At 69.1% G+C, this 14,350-nt stretch carries 12 protein-coding genes, 1 rRNA gene and 1 riboswitch; of the genes, 1 reads left to right on the top strand and 12 read right to left on the bottom strand.

Annotated features, from left to right (window positions below):
* Positions 1–85: 85 nt before the first annotated feature.
* On the bottom strand, positions 86–2,971 hold the full coding sequence (gene gcvP, locus ACFYW9_RS07130) for an aminomethyl-transferring glycine dehydrogenase (RefSeq protein ID WP_389145840.1): 2,886 nt from the start codon (positions 2,969–2,971) through the stop codon (positions 86–88).
* Positions 2,972–3,149: 178 nt separating this feature from the next.
* A riboswitch (glycine riboswitch) is annotated at positions 3,150–3,245 on the bottom strand.
* A 114-nt stretch (positions 3,246–3,359) separates the two neighbouring features.
* Here gcvP and ACFYW9_RS07125 point away from each other — a divergent pair.
* Positions 3,360–3,728 (top strand): PRC-barrel domain-containing protein, encoded by a 369-nt coding sequence (locus tag ACFYW9_RS07125; protein ID WP_351866066.1) that lies wholly within the window; start codon positions 3,360–3,362, stop codon positions 3,726–3,728.
* Here the strand turns inward: ACFYW9_RS07125 and ACFYW9_RS07120 are convergent.
* The 11 genes from ACFYW9_RS07120 to rrf all read right to left on the bottom strand — a co-directional run bounded on the left by ACFYW9_RS07120 (position 3,653) and on the right by rrf (position 14,187).
* Positions 3,653–5,161, bottom strand: a complete 1,509-nt coding sequence (locus ACFYW9_RS07120; protein ID WP_389145835.1) for a DNA polymerase IV — start codon at positions 5,159–5,161, stop codon at positions 3,653–3,655. The two genes, ACFYW9_RS07125 and ACFYW9_RS07120, sit on opposite strands and share 76 nt — an antisense overlap.
* A 68-nt stretch (positions 5,162–5,229) precedes the next feature.
* Positions 5,230–5,904 (bottom strand): MerR family transcriptional regulator, encoded by a 675-nt coding sequence (locus ACFYW9_RS07115; RefSeq protein ID WP_351866071.1) that lies wholly within the window; start codon positions 5,902–5,904, stop codon positions 5,230–5,232.
* A 217-nt stretch (positions 5,905–6,121) separates the two neighbouring features.
* The gene (locus ACFYW9_RS07110) at positions 6,122–6,595 is read right to left on the bottom strand and encodes a bifunctional nuclease family protein (protein ID WP_006123076.1); all 474 of its coding nucleotides are present in this window, start codon (positions 6,593–6,595) and stop codon (positions 6,122–6,124) included.
* A gap of 86 nt (positions 6,596–6,681) precedes the next feature.
* Entirely contained in the window at positions 6,682–7,437 is a 756-nt protein-coding gene (locus tag ACFYW9_RS07105; RefSeq protein ID WP_389145832.1) for a MerR family transcriptional regulator, read from the bottom strand.
* Between the two features lie 42 nt (positions 7,438–7,479).
* Complete coding sequence (locus ACFYW9_RS07100) at positions 7,480–8,430, bottom strand: FHA domain-containing protein (RefSeq protein WP_351866076.1); 951 nt, start codon at positions 8,428–8,430, stop codon at positions 7,480–7,482.
* A gap of 61 nt (positions 8,431–8,491) precedes the next feature.
* Positions 8,492–9,337, bottom strand: a complete 846-nt coding sequence (locus ACFYW9_RS07095) for a DUF881 domain-containing protein (protein ID WP_351866079.1) — start codon at positions 9,335–9,337, stop codon at positions 8,492–8,494.
* A 5-nt stretch (positions 9,338–9,342) separates the two neighbouring features.
* Positions 9,343–9,675, bottom strand: a complete 333-nt coding sequence (locus ACFYW9_RS07090; RefSeq protein WP_003988855.1) for a small basic family protein — start codon at positions 9,673–9,675, stop codon at positions 9,343–9,345.
* Entirely contained in the window at positions 9,672–10,577 is a 906-nt protein-coding gene (locus tag ACFYW9_RS07085; RefSeq protein WP_389145828.1) for a DUF881 domain-containing protein, read from the bottom strand. The genes ACFYW9_RS07090 and ACFYW9_RS07085 overlap by 4 nt, the downstream gene beginning before the upstream one ends.
* A 98-nt stretch (positions 10,578–10,675) precedes the next feature.
* Complete coding sequence (locus tag ACFYW9_RS07080) at positions 10,676–13,171, bottom strand: sugar phosphate nucleotidyltransferase (RefSeq protein ID WP_389145825.1); 2,496 nt, start codon at positions 13,169–13,171, stop codon at positions 10,676–10,678.
* A 115-nt stretch (positions 13,172–13,286) separates the two neighbouring features.
* Positions 13,287–13,895: a CDP-alcohol phosphatidyltransferase family protein gene (locus ACFYW9_RS07075; protein WP_328454731.1), complete on the bottom strand. Its 609-nt coding sequence runs from the start codon at positions 13,893–13,895 to the stop codon at positions 13,287–13,289.
* A gap of 175 nt (positions 13,896–14,070) precedes the next feature.
* Positions 14,071–14,187, bottom strand: a 5S ribosomal RNA gene (rrf, locus tag ACFYW9_RS07070).
* Between the last annotated feature and the right edge of the window lie 163 nt (positions 14,188–14,350).

Below are 14,350 nucleotides of genomic sequence, written 5' to 3'. Positions count from 1 at the left end.
GGCCCGGAGACGTACTCTCCGAACCGGCCCCGACGCATGTCCGAGGATGGTCACTCCCCGTAGGCGTCCACGTGCCGAGCGCTGATCAGTCCTCGTAGGCGTCCAGCGGCGGGCAGGAGCAGACGAGGTTCCGGTCGCCGTACGCCTGGTCGATGCGGCGCACCGGCGGCCAGTACTTGTCGGCGGCCGAGACACCGGCCGGGAAGACGGCCACCTCGCGGCTGTACGGGTGCTCCCAGTCGCCGCCGAGCGCGGCGGCCGTGTGCGGCGCCCCGCGCAGCGGGTTGTCGTCCACCGACCACTCGCCGCTGCCGACCTTCTCGATCTCCGCACGGATCGCGATCATCGCGTCGCAGAACCGGTCGAGCTCGCCCAGGTCCTCGGACTCGGTCGGCTCGATCATCAGCGTGCCGGCCACCGGGAACGACATCGTCGGCGCGTGGAAGCCGTAGTCGATCAGGCGCTTGGCGATGTCGTCGACGCTCACGCCGGTCGCCTTGGTGAGCGGGCGCAGGTCGATGATGCACTCGTGCGCGACCAGACCGCCGGGGCCGGTGTACAGCACCGGGTAGTGCGGCTCCAGGCGCTTGGCGATGTAGTTGGCGGAGAGCACGGCCACCTGCGTGGCGCGCTTGAGGCCCTCGCCGCCCATCAGCCGGACGTACGACCAGGAGATGGGCAGGATGCCCGCGGAGCCCCAGGGAGCGGCCGAGATCGGGCCGACACCGGTCTCGGGACCGGCCTCGGGCTGGAGCGGGTGGTTCGGCAGGTACGGCGCCAGGTGCGCGCGCACGCCGACCGGGCCGACGCCGGGACCGCCGCCGCCGTGCGGGATGCAGAAGGTCTTGTGCAGGTTGAGGTGCGAGACGTCGCCGCCGAAGTGACCCGGCTTGGCGAGACCCACCAGGGCGTTGAGGTTGGCGCCGTCGACGTAGACCTGGCCGCCGGCCTCGTGCACCTGGGCGCAGATGTCGGCGACGTGCTCCTCGAACACACCGTGCGTCGAGGGGTACGTGATCATCAGCACCGACAGCTCGTCGCGGTACTGCTCGATCTTGGCGCGCAGGTCCTGGACGTCGATCTCGCCGTCGTCCGCGGTCTTCACGACGACGACCTTCATGCCGGCCATCACGGCGCTGGCGGCGTTGGTGCCGTGCGCTGAGGACGGGATGAGGCACACCGTGCGCTGGTCGTCGCCGTTGGCGCGGTGGTAGCCGCGGACGGCCAGCAGACCGGCCAGCTCGCCCTGCGAACCGGCGTTGGGCTGGAGCGACACCTTGTCGTAGCCGGTGACCTCGGCGAGCTGGTCCTCCAGCTCGTGGATCAGCGTCAGGTAGCCCTGTGCCTGCTCGGCGGGCACGAAGGGGTGGAGCTGCCCGAACTCGGGCCAGGTGACCGGCTCCATCTCGGTGGTCGCGTTGAGCTTCATGGTGCAGGAGCCCAGCGGGATCATGCCGCGGTCGAGCGCGTAGTCGCGGTCGGAGAGCTTGCGCAGGTAGCGCAGCATCGCCGTCTCGGAGCGGTGGTCGTGGAACACGGGGTGCGTGAGGTACTCGTCGGTGCGCAGCAGCGCGGCCGGCAGGGTGTCCTCGGCGCTCGCGTCCAGCGCCTCGACGTCGCCCTCGACGCCGAACGCGGTCCACACGGCGGCGAGCTGCTCGCGCGTGGTCGTCTCGTCGCACGAGATCGACACCTGGTCGGCGTCGACGGGGTGGAGGTTGACGCCGTTGGCGCGGGCGGCGGCCACGATCGCGGCGGCGCGGCCCGGGACCCGCACGGTGAGCGTGTCGAAGTACGCGCCGTACACGACCTCGACGCCGCCGGCGGTGAGACCCGCGGCCAGGACGGTGGCGTAGCGGTGGGTACGCCGTGCGATGGTCCGCAGGCCCTCGGGGCCGTGGTAGACGGCGTACATGCCGGCCATCACGGCGAGCAGCACCTGGGCGGTGCAGATGTTGCTGGTCGCCTTCTCCCGGCGGATGTGCTGCTCACGCGTCTGCAGGGCGAGGCGGTACGCCTTGTTCCCGTCGGCGTCCACGGACACACCGACGAGACGGCCGGGAAGGCTGCGCGCGAAGTTCTCGCGGACCGCCATGTAGCCGGCGTGCGGACCGCCGAAGCCCATCGGGACACCGAAGCGCTGCGTCGTACCGACCGCGATGTCCGCGCCGAGCTCGCCGGGCGAGGTCAGCAGGGTCAGGGCGAGCAGATCGGCGGCGACGGTGACGACCGCGCCCAGCTCGTGCGCCTGCTGGATGACCGGCTTGATGTCGCGTACGGCACCGGAGGCGCCCGGGTACTGGATCAGCACGCCGTTGATCTCGCGCCCGGCGAGGTCGGCCGGGATGCCGTCGGCGAGGTCGGCGACGACGATCTCGACACCGGTCGGCTCGGCACGGGTCTCTATGACGGCGATGGTCTGCGGGAGCGCGTCCGCGTCGACCAGGAAGAGGCCCTTCTTGTTCTTGCCCATCCGGCGGGACAGCGCCATGGCCTCGGCGGCGGCGGTGCCCTCGTCGAGGAGGGAGGCGCCGGAGGTCGGCAGCCCGGTCAGCTCGGCGACGACGGTCTGGAAGTTCAGCAGCGCCTCGAGACGGCCCTGCGAGATCTCCGGCTGGTACGGCGTGTACGCGGTGTACCAGGCAGGGTTCTCCATGACGTTGCGCAGGATCACCGGCGGCGTGAACGTGCCGTAGTAGCCGAGGCCGATCATCGAACCGAGCACCTGGTTGCGGTCCGCGAGGGAGCGGAGCTCGGCCAGTACCTCGGCCTCGGTGCGCGCGGCCGGCAGCTTCAGGGCCTCGGCGTTCTTGATCACATCCGGCACCGCGGCGGCCGTCAGCTCGTCGAGCGAGCCGTATCCGACCTGCGCGAGCATCTTGGCCCGGGCTTCGGAGTCGGGTCCGATGTGGCGCTGCTCGAAGGGAATTCCCTGTTCGAGCTCGGAGAGCGGAATGCGAGGGGCGGTCATGGCGGAGGCCTCCTGGTCTGACGCGACCTTCGAGGGGCACCCCGGCACGGGCACCCCGATGGCCTCCCCCTCTGTCATCTCAACCTGAGAGTTTCACCGGATGGTCCCGTGGACGATCCGGCTTTCACCGTCGGTGAGGGCGGAGGCCATCGGCACCCGCCCTGCTTTCCAGAGTGACCTCGTCCGTGCGGTACGTGAGCCTGAGAGATTCCGGGGAGGAGTTGCTCCTTCGGCGCCTCCGGTGAAATCCGGAGAACTCTCCCGCACGGGATCAGCAGCCACTTGCCAGCCTACCAGCGAGGACACGACGGCAGCCTTCGAGTGGCCACCTTCACAAATGTGCTCTTTTGTAGTACTTACGGATGAGTTTGCGACCACTGGAGGGACCGTGCAGACCGACATCGATCCGCGCAACCTGATCGGCCGCAAGGCGTTCGACAGCAACGGCACCAAGATCGGCACGATCGACGAGGTCTACCTCGACGACGCGACCGGTGTCCCGGAGTGGGCGGCCATACGCACCGGGCTGTTCAGCAGGGACGCCTTCGTGCCCCTGGAACCCAGCGAGATCGTCGAGGGGACCCTGCGCATCCCCTTCGACCGGGCCCTGATCAAGGACGCCCCCGACTTCGGCGTCGGGCGGCATCTCTCCCCCGAACAGGAGCTCCAGCTCTACCACCACTACGGACTCGACGTGGCGTCCCCTCCGCCCCCGGACCGGGACTTCGGCCGGCTCGCGGGGTCGGAGGACACCTGATCCCCAGGGCCGGGGCCGTGCGTCCCGACCGCTGACACCGACGGCCCGGGACCGGCCGGCAGCCCGCCGGCGTCCTCGGGTCTTCGCTCCACCAGGGGCAGCGGGTCGGCCGGTTCCAACCGCGCGTCGTCCGTCCGGAAGGTCCGCACCCGGCCGGGCCCGGAGTACGGCGTCTCGAACCGCACCGTGACCCGTCCCAGCCCGCTCCCCTGCACCCAGCCGTGTCCGAACTCGGCATGCCGCACATCGTGCCCGGAGGGCCACCGCCGCTCCGCCGGCACCGTCTCCCCGTCCGCGGCGGCCGCCTCGGCCGGTTCGTCCGCGGCGTGCTCCTCGGCCGCAGGCTCCCCCGCGGCCGCAGCCTGCGCCTGCGCGAACAGGTCCTCCTGCGTGTAGTCGGCGAGCCCGGTGACGCCGACCCCCAGCAGACGGACGCCACCGGTCGTGTCCACGCCCTCCAGCAGCCGGGCGGCGGCCTCCCGGACGACTCCGGGGTCGTCCGTGGGCCCCCGCAGCGTCTCGGACCGGGTCAGCGTCGAGAAGTCGTACCGGCGCACCTTCAGCACGATGGTCCGGCCCGACAGTCCGGCCCGGCGCAGCCGCCGCACGCACCGGTCCGCGAGCCGCTGCACCTCCAGCCCCACCCGGACCCGGTCGTGGATGTCCACGTCGTACGTGTCCTCGACCGACACGGACTTGGTCTCCCGCTCGGCCACCACGGGCCGCTCGTCGTGGGCCAGCGCCATCGCGAACAGCGCGTGCCCATGGGCCTTGCCCAGCAGCCGTACGAGCTCGTCCTCGCCCGCTTCGGCGAGCTCCTCGACGGTGGTGATGCCCGCCCGGCGCAGATGGTCGCCGGTGGCCGGACCCACGCCCGGCAGCGTCCGCACCGGCATCGGTCCCAGCAGCGCGCGCTCGGTGCCCGGCTCGATCAGGACGAGACCGTCCGGCTTCGCCTGCTCCGAGGCGATCTTCGCCAGCATCTTGGAGGCGGCGAGCCCCACCGACCCCGTGAGCCCCGTGACGGCCCGGATGTCCGCGCGCAGCCTGGCACCGGTCAGCCGCGCCGACGCCTCGTCCCACGCCGTCCCGCCCGCCTCCAGGTCCACGAACGCCTCGTCCAGGCTCAGCGGCTCCACCAGTGGCGACAGGGCCCGCAGCAGCCCCATCACCTGCTCGCTGACGTCTCGGTACAGCCCGAAGCGCGGCACGAGATAGGCGGCGTTCGGTGCCCGCCTGCGGGCCTGGGCCATGGGCATCGCGGAGTTCACCCCGAAGACGCGTGCCTCGTACGAGGCGGTGGCGACCACTCCACGGGGCCCGAGCCCGCCCACCACGACGGCCTTCCCGCGCAGGCTCGGCTTGGACGCCTGCTCCGCCGAGGCGAAGAAGGCATCCATGTCGAGATGCAGGATCGTGGGCGCGGTTCTCACGTCTCCGATGCTGCCCTACGCCACTGACAATGCCCCGGCGCGCCGGGGCATCACGTCATCGGGGCGGCTCACACCGCGCGGTTGCGCCTGCGCGCCAGTTCGTCGGCGGGATGGTGCGCGAGAAGCGTCTCACCGGTGTCCACACGCTCTCCGTGCAACTGGGACAGGGCGCCCTCGACGTCCCGCCACACCACTCCCACGGCGATACCGAAGACGCCCTGGCCGCCCTGGAGCAGGGCGTGGACCTCGTCCGGGGAGGTGCACTCGTAGACCGTCGCGCCGTCGCTCATGAGCGTCATGCGCTCCAGGTCCTGGAAGCCGCGCTCTCTCAGGTGCTGGACCGTGGTGCGGATGTTCTGCAACGACACCCCGGTGTCGAGGAACCGTTTGACGATCTTGAGGACCACCACGTCCCGGAAACTGTAGAGGCGCTGCGTCCCCGACCCGTAGGCGGGACGGACGCTGGGCTCGACCAGTCCGGTCCGTGCCCAGTAGTCGAGCTGCCGGTAGGTGATGCCCGCGGCGGCGCACGCCGTGGGCCCCCGATAACCGACCTCCTCGGGAACAGTCCCTTCCTCGTCGGACACTGCCGCCGGCCGCACCGGAACGTGACCGGCCGCGCTGCCATGCTGAGGGCGCCCCCTGCTCGAGCCGAGCCGAGAGCTTGGGGGAGGGTACGGGCCGCTCTCTCCCGGACCGTGTCCGGGAGCACCCCCAGCCGTACCGTCGCCGCTGCTTCTCACGCCGACCTCCGTCCTTGACCTGCCTTCTCGACGGTAGGCAGTCACCAGGGGCGCGTCAACGATCGCCACACTCGGCACGCCGAGTGATTATCACCCTAAGAGTGGTTTCCCGTGCCCTACCGCGGGGAAAGGCTAGCCGAATGCTCCCGGCGCGGGCCGCGGCACACCACACTCGCCGCGGGCAAATGCCACCCGGAGAGGCGTCCGCCCGGCCGGCTCACTGGCTGTTGGTGCCGAAGTCCTCGGGCGAGATCTGGTCGAGGAACTCGCGGAACTTCTCCACCTCGTCCTCCTGCTCGTCCGGGATCGCGATGCCCGCGTCGTCGAGCACCCCGTCGCTGCCGTAGATGGGCGTTCCGGTGCGCAGCGCGAGCGCTATGGCGTCGGACGGCCTGGCGCTCACCTCGACCCCGCTGGCGAAGACGAGCTCGGCGTAGAAGACGCCCTCGCGCAGGTCGGTGATACGTACTTCGGTGAGCTCCTGGCCGACGGCCTCCAGCACGTCCTTGAACAGGTCGTGGGTCAGCGGTCGTGCGGGGGCCATGCCCTGCTGGGCGAAGGCGATCGCCGTCGCCTCCCCCGGTCCGATCCAGATGGGGAGGTAGCGGTCGCCTCCCACTTCACGCAGAAGCACGATCGGTTGGTTGGAGGGCATTTCGACCCGGACACCTACGACATCGAGCTCGTTCACACAGCAACCCTAGGCCGTGCCCGGGACGTTTGGGTAGTCGAGCACAGAACGGGTGGACGATCCGCGGCCCGCGCCGGTGGCACGGATCAGCGCAGACGCACACCCAGCGCCGTCTGTACGAGCGCCGCGTGCAGCTTCACCGTGAGGCCCGCGAGTTCCTTGGTACGGGCCTCCGCGTGGGCCCGCGTCTGCGGATTGCGGTGGCGCCGCAGGGGGGCGACCACCTGGTCCACCAGTCCCGCATCCCGCTCCGCCGCGGCCTTCATCGCCCGTAGATGGCGCGGCTCGATCCCGAAGCGTCCCAGCTCGACGACGAGCGCGGCGACGGTCACCGCCTCCGCGTCGTAGACACCGTCGGGCAACGGACCGATCAGTCCGTACGACTCCCACTCCTGAAGCTGCTGCTCACCGATCTCGGCGGCGGCCAGCAGCTCCTCGCGGCCCACCCGGGCCACCGTGGGCCCCTCGGGCTCCCCGTAGAGCTCTCCGGAGGGTTCGCCCTCCCCCGCCTCGCGCTGGCGGCCCACGGAGGGCAGGCGCACCTGCTCACCGCGCGCCAGGGCGTCCAGATGCTCGCGGATCACCTTCAGCGGGAGGTAGTGGTCACGCTGCATCCTCAGGACGTGACCGAGACGCTCGACGTCGTCCGCGCTGAACTTGCGATACCCCGATGGGGTGCGCCGCGGCTCGACGAGCCCTTCCGACTCCAGGAATCTGATCTTGGAGATGGTGACTTCGGGGAACTCGTCGCGCAGCAGGCTCAGCACCGCGCCGATGCTCATCAGCCCACTGTCCGCGGCGGCGGTACCGCTGCCGGCACCGCCGCTCGGTGTTTGAAGCATGGACATTCCCTCGGTGTCCCCCCGGACGGAGTTGGGGGAGGGTCAGATGCCCCGCTGGCTCGCGTAGAACACCAGCCGGTACTTGCCGATCTGTACCTCGTCACCGTTCGACAGAGGGACCTGGTCGATCCGCTCCCGGTTGACGTACGTACCGTTCAGGCTGCCGACGTCGGCGACCGTGAACGAACCGTCCGCGACACGACGGAACTCCACATGACGACGCGAAACCGTCACGTCGTCGAGGAAGATGTCGCTCTGCGGATGACGTCCTGCCGTGGTGAGCTCACCGTCCAGCAGGAAGCGGCTGCCCGAGTTGGGACCACGGCGCACCACCAGGAGCGCCGAGCCGACCGGCAGTGCGTCGACCGCCGCCTGAGCCTCCGGGGAGAGCATCGGCGAGGCGGTCTGGCCCGTCACCTCGGCGTCGTAGGCCTCGATGCCGGAGATGGAGATCGTGGACGTCTGCTCCGACGGACGCTCCGGTCCACCCCGCAGCGGCGCACCGCAGTTGGAACAGAACCGGCTGTTCTCCGCGTTCCGGTTACCGCACCTCGTACACACCTGGGCCGACATGGACGGATCCTCCTGCCGCGGCTGCCCACCAGGGGCATGGGACGCATACGGATCGGAGGCGAACCCTCCACCCGCGCTCGAGGCTGACGGTTCCCCGAAACCTATGCGGCCGGGCTGGCCAGGGTCAACAGACGACGCGCCCTGACCACCGGGACCGGTGACCTGGTCCCGGAACAGCGGGCGGTCGCCGCCCTGGGCCTCCGCGTCTCCCTGGCGCGGTGCGCGATGACGGGCGCTGTCGCCGCTGTCCTCTCGCGTGCTCTTGCCGAACAACTTCGCAAACAACTTCACGGGCGATTCCCCTTGACCGAAACAGACCCGCCCGTGGGGCAGGACGAACCCTGATTGAACACACCGGTCGACCCGGACATCCTCACAACGTCCGTATCCACCAGACAGTTTCCACCACGCACCACCCATTCGGTGCGCCGACCCCCCGCAACCTCCTGCCCTCGCCCGACGGCCCCCATCCGACCGCCGTTCACCGGGAGGACGACCGAGCGTAGTCAGGGCGCTCGGCCGGTCGCAAGGCATCTACGATGATCTTCGTGGAGCGGTCCACCGTGACGGTGGCCTGCTCCTTCTCCAGTGTCTGCACCACGCCTCCCGGAATGTTCAGCGCCGGCTCCAGGTCCTGCGGCTTGCCGATGACCTTGAAACGATAGGGCTGGGTGATCTTGTTCCCGTCGACCTTCACTCCGCTTCCGGAGTCGGACAGATAGGTACCGGCGACCACACGCACGCCGTTCACCTGGATCGCCTCCGCACCGGCGGCGCGCAGCTCCTGGACGGCGTCGAGCAGCATGTCCGCCTTGACCGTCCCCTTCGCGTCGTCGATGGTCAGAGTGATGCCGGGCCCCTGAGCGGCCACGGTGCCCGCCAGAATGCCGAGTTGCTTCTCCTTCTCGACCGTCTGCTTGCGGGCCTCCTCGGCCTGGTCCGAGCTGTTCTCCAGCTCGGTGCGCTGATCCTCGAGACCCTGCTTCTCGTCCTCAAGACGCTGAGTCCGGCTGTCGAGTTCATCGAGAATGCGCACGAGATCTTCCTGACGCGCGCCGCGCAGCGCGCTGTCGCCGTCGCTGTTGGACGCCACCTGCACGGCCAGGCCGAACCCGAGGCCGAACAGCAGCACGGCGACGATGAGTTGGGCACGCGACACCCGCGGCGGCCACAGCCCCTTGACCAGCCTCTGACGGCCGGACAGCGGCGGCACCCCGCTCTCCTCGGCCACCTGCGGCTCGGGCTCCTCCACGGCCGCGGGGACCTCTTCCGGCAGCTCCCTGCGCAGTGGGTTCTCGGGGGTCTCGGCTTCGTTGTCGTTGCTCATCGGCCTCACGCCCGGAACACGTGCCGGCGGATGGCCGCGGCATTGGAGAAGATCCGGATGCCGAGGACGACCACGACACCCGTGGAGAGCTGAGCACCCACACCCAACTTGTCACCCAGGAAGACGATCAGCGCGGCGACGACCACGTTCGACAGGAACGAGACCACGAAGACCTTGTCGTCGAAGATGCCGTCGAGCATCGCGCGCAGACCGCCGAACACGGCGTCGAGCGCCGCCACGACGGCGATCGGAAGGTAAGGCTCGACGACCGCCGGGACCTCGGGCCGGACCAACAGTCCAGCCACGACTCCCACGACGAGGCCCAGTACGGCGATCACGGTGTGCCCTTCTCTGTTCTCGGTTCTGCTGTACGTACGATCACACTCGGTGCGGCGGACAACCGGACGTCCCCCTCGACGGAGATGCCGGTCCTGATGCCGTAGTTCTCCTGCAGGGCATGCAGATACAGCCCGTCGGCGCTGTTCTGGAACCTGGTGCTGAGCCGCTGGCCGTCCCCCACCGCAAGCACCGTGTACGGCGGCACCAGCGGCTTGTTGTCGACCAGTATCGCGTCACCCGCGGCCCTGATGGCCGACAGGGCGGTCAGCCGCTGTCCATTGACGGAGATAGCCTCGGCGCCCGACTCCCACAGGCCGTTGACCACGCGCTGCATGTCACGGTCCCGCACCCGTCCGGTGTCGGAGAACCCCGAGGTCTCCCGCGGGTTGGTGCCGTCACCGCCCGTGCTGGCTTCCTTGGCGTCGTTGACGACGAGCTTCACACCCGGTCCGTGCACATCGGTGGCGCCGGACAGGACGCTCACGAGATCGGCCTGCTCACCGCCGTCCTTCTTCAGCGCCGCACGCTGGCGGGCGCTCACATCGGCGCGCAGGGTGTCGACGCCGCTCTCGAGCTTGTCCGCGGCCGTCGTCTCGCGCTCGATGCGGTCGATGAGCTCCTGGCGCTCCTTGGCGATGACGGGGGCCGCGAGCCGGGCGTTCGCCGCCCCGACGGTGACCACGAGCGCGGCGAGCACCAGGCCCGCCGCCAGAGCCAGCTTGGCCCGGACCGTCTTCGGGAGGCCACCGGCGCCCTCGGCCTCCTTGCGGGCCGCCGCTTCGGCGTAGCCCTCGTCGAGGCTGTGGTCCATGACGTTGGTGAGCAGCGACATGGAGGCGTCCGGGCGCGAGGGGCGCGGAGCGCTGCTCCGAACGGGGGGCTGCTGCGGCATGCCGCACATCGTCGCACGTCGCGGGTGCTACCTCCGAATGGCCCCACCAACGTGCCGGACAGGCCCCCTTGAGGGCACTTGTCCGACACGTACGGGTGAAGATCGTTTCAGTGGCCGGCGCTGTCCACGACGGCCGCCCACTCGTCGAGCAGGGCCTCCGCGGAGGCGTCGTCCGGCCCCTCCGCCCACAGATGGGTGACGGCCTCGGCGGGGTCCGGCAGCACCATCACCCAGCGTCCGTCCGTCTCCACGACACGGACACCGTCCGTCGTGTCCACGAAGCGGTCTCCCGCCTCCTCCACGACCCGGCGCATCACGAGCCCCTTCACGGCCCACGGAGTCGCGAGATCCCGCTTGAGGACATGCGCCCGCGGAATCCGGGCGTCGATCTGGCTGAGCGTGAGCTGAGTCCGCGCGACCAGACCGATGAGCCGTACGAAGGCGGCCGCGCCGTCGAAGACACCGCTGAACTCGGGAATGATGAACCCGCCGCGCGCGTCGCCGCCGAAGATCGTCGACTCCTCGCGGCCGACCCGGGTCAGGTCGTCCGGCGACGTGGTCGTCCACTCCACCTGCGTGCCGTGGTACGCCGCCACCTGTTCGGCGATCCGTGTGGTCGTGACGGGCAGCGCCACCCGCCCGCTGCGCCGCTCCGCGGCCACCAGGTCGAGCATCACGAGCAGGGCCCGGTCGTCCTCGACGATCCGCCCCTTCTCGTCGACGAGCGAGAGCCGCTCGCCCACCGGGTCGAAGCGCACGCCGAACGCGGCCCGCGCGGAGGCGACGATCTCGCCCAGCCGCACCAGGCCGGCCCGCCGCGTCTCCGCCGTCTCCGTCGGCCTCGACTCGTCGAGACCGGGATTGATCACCAGGGAGTCCACACCGAGCTTGCCCAGCAGGCTGGGCAGCACCAGTCCGGCACTGCCGTTGGAGGCGTCGACGACCACTTTCAGCCCGGAATCCGCGATCCCGGTGGTGTCGACGTTGCGCAGCAGCGATCCCGTGTAGGAGTCGAAGACACTCGCGGGGAAGTGCAGGTCCCCGATCTCGCCGGGGAAGGCGCGCCGGTACTCCTGCCGCGCGAACACCCGGTCCAGCTTCCGCTGACCGCCCTGCGACAGGTCGGCGCCCTGCCCGTCGAAGAACATGATGTCGACGGAGTCGGGCACCCCTGGGGTCGTCCGGATCATGATTCCGCCGGCACTGCCCCGGGCCGTCTGCTGCCGGGCCACGGGCAGCGGCACGTTCTCTAGGTCGCGTACGTCGATGGCGCTGGCCTGCAACGCGGAGATCACCGCCCGCTTCAGCGCGCGAGCGCCTCGGGAGTGGTCGCGGGCCGTGGTGACGGTGGAGCCCTTCTTGAGGGTCGTCGCGTAGGCACCCGCCAGACGCACGGCCAGCTCCGGGGTGATCTCGACGTTCAGGATCCCGGAGACGCCACGAGCGCCGAAGAGGTGGGCCTGGCCCCGCGACTCCCAGATCACCGAGGTGTTGACGAACGCGCCGGCCTCGATGGTCTTGAACGGATAGACGCGGACGTTGCCCTGAATGATCGATTCTTCACCGACGAGGCACTCGTCGCCGATCACGGCGCCGTCCTCGATGCGGGCGGCCCGCATGATGTCGGTGTTCTTTCCGACCACACAGCCGCGCAGATTGCTGTGCTGCCCGATGTACACGTTGTCGTGCACGACGGCCCGGTGCAGGAACGCGCCGGTCTTGACGACGACGTTGGAGCCGACGACGGTGTGCTCACGGATCTCGGCGTCGGCCTCGACCTTGGCGTAGTCACCGATGTAGAGCGGCCCGCGCAGCACCGCGTCGGGGTGCACCTCCGCGCCCTCGGCCACCCAGACGCCCGGGGAGATCTCGAACCCGTCGAGTTCGACGTCGACCTTGCCCTCCAGGACGTCGGCCTGGGCCTTCACATAGCTCTCGTGGGTGCCGACGTCCTCCCAGTAGCCCTCGGCGATGTAGCCGTAGACGGGCTTGCCTTCCTTCATCAGCTGGGGGAAGACGTCACCGGACCAGTCGACGGAGACATCGGCCTCGACGTAGTCGAAGACCTCGGGCTCCATGACGTAGATGCCCGTGTTCACGGTGTCCGAGAAGACCTGGCCCCAGGTCGGCTTCTCCAGGAAGCGCTCGACCTTGCCTTCCTCGTCCACGATGGTGATGCCGAATTCCAGCGGATTGGGAACGCGCGTCAGACAGACGGTGACGAGGGCGCCCTTTTCCTTGTGGAAGTTGATGAGTTCGGTGAGATCGAAGTCGGTAAGGGCGTCACCGGAGATGACGAGGAAGGCGTCGTCCTTCAACGCCTCCTCGGCGTTCTTGACGCTGCCGGCAGTACCGAGTGGCTTCTCCTCATTGGCATAGGTGAGCTCCATGCCGAGCTCTTCGCCGTCACCGAAGTAGTTCTTGACCATTGAGGCCAGGAACTGGACAGTGACGACGGTTTCGTTGAGCCCATGCCTTTTGAGCAGCCTGAGCACGTGCTCCATGATCGGGCGGTTCGCCACGGGCAGGAGCGGCTTGGGCATGCTTGAGGTCATCGGGCGAAGGCGTGTGCCTTCGCCTCCGGCCATCACGACGGCCTTCATGTCGGAAGCGTCCTCCTTGAAGAGACGACGGTACAGCCGACTTCACCCGTCCTGATTGTCCCGCAGATTTCGAGCGGGGGCCATCGGGCACTACTGCCGCCCAATCGGGCCGAGCTCAATCGGCCATGGCGTCCGCTCGGATCAACCGGCGGACCTGTACCACGTAGAGGACTCCTGCCCACCAGTAGAGGGTTGTACCCCATCCGGCGAACGCCCATCCGAAAATAGCGCCGAGTGTCGCGATCCAGCCGCTGGCATCACTGAGCAGCAGCAACGGGAAGGCGTACATCAGGTTGAAGGTGGCCGCCTTCCCGAGGAAGTTCACCTGGGGGGGCGGATAGCCGTGGCGCCGGAGGATCCACACCATCACCAGCAGAACCAGCTCGCGTGCGAGAAGAGCGGCCGTGAGCCAGATCGGAAGAATCTCGCGCCAGGTGAGTCCGACAAGCGTCGACAGAATGTAGAGCCGGTCGGCCGCGGGATCCAGCAGCCGGCCGAGGCTGCTGATCTGGTTCCAGCGTCGGGCGAGCTTGCCGTCCAGATAGTCGCTGATACCGCTCAGCATGAGGACGAGCAGCGCCCAACCGTCGCTGTTGGGACCACCGAACTCCGGCCTGAGGATCAACCACAGGAAGAGGGGCACGCCGGCGAGGCGCGCCATGCTGAGGATGTTCGGGATGGTGAGGACCCGGTTCGTCTGAACGCGGGTCTCCTGGACCTCCACCCGGGGGCCTCCTGTGGGAAACGAGCCAACGATGCCCCCTGACCTTACCCGCAGCCCGGGCACCACAGCGCAGAGGGGGAGGCAAGAGCGGGGGCGTCATCGGGAAATTCTGCCGGAAAACAAAAAAGCTCCGGCTCTCGGGAAAAAATTCCCGAGAGCCGGAGCTCTAATTTTAGTTCGGCGGCGTCCTACTCTCCCACAGGGTCCCCCCTGCAGTACCATCGGCGCTGTGAGGCTTAGCTTCCGGGTTCGGAATGTAACCGGGCGTTTCCCTCACGCTATGACCACCGAAACACTATGAAACTGTCAACCGCACCACGCTCTGTGACAAACGTGGGGTTGTTCGTGGTTTCAGAACCAACACAGTGGACGCGAGCAACTGAGGACAAGCCCTCGGCCTATTAGTACCAGTCACCTCCACCCGTTGCCGGGCTTCCAGATCTGGCCTATCAACC

This window comes from Streptomyces sp. NPDC002698, from assembly GCF_042888945.1.
Lineage (GTDB): Bacteria > Actinomycetota > Actinomycetes > Streptomycetales > Streptomycetaceae > Streptomyces.
Note: the sequence above shows the minus strand (reverse complement) of the source record. Positions and strands in the feature narration are given on the sequence as shown.

Bases quoted from the DNA above. Each gene is read 5' to 3' on its own strand.
- ACFYW9_RS07100 (WP_351866076.1), bottom strand. From the start codon at position 8,430: ATGGGTGGTGCGTGGTGGAAACTGTCTGGTGGATACGGACGTTGTGAG.
- ACFYW9_RS07095 (WP_351866079.1), bottom strand. From the start codon at position 9,337: ATGAGCAACGACAACGAAGCCGAGACCCCCGAGAACCCACTGCGCAGG.
- ACFYW9_RS07105 (WP_389145832.1), bottom strand. From the start codon at position 7,437: ATGCTTCAAACACCGAGCGGCGGTGCCGGCAGCGGTACCGCCGCCGCG.
- gcvP (WP_389145840.1), bottom strand. From the start codon at position 2,971: ATGACCGCCCCTCGCATTCCGCTCTCCGAGCTCGAACAGGGAATTCCC.
- ACFYW9_RS07080 (WP_389145825.1), bottom strand. From the start codon at position 13,171: ATGAAGGCCGTCGTGATGGCCGGAGGCGAAGGCACACGCCTTCGCCCG.
- ACFYW9_RS07085 (WP_389145828.1), bottom strand. From the start codon at position 10,577: ATGTGCGGCATGCCGCAGCAGCCCCCCGTTCGGAGCAGCGCTCCGCGC.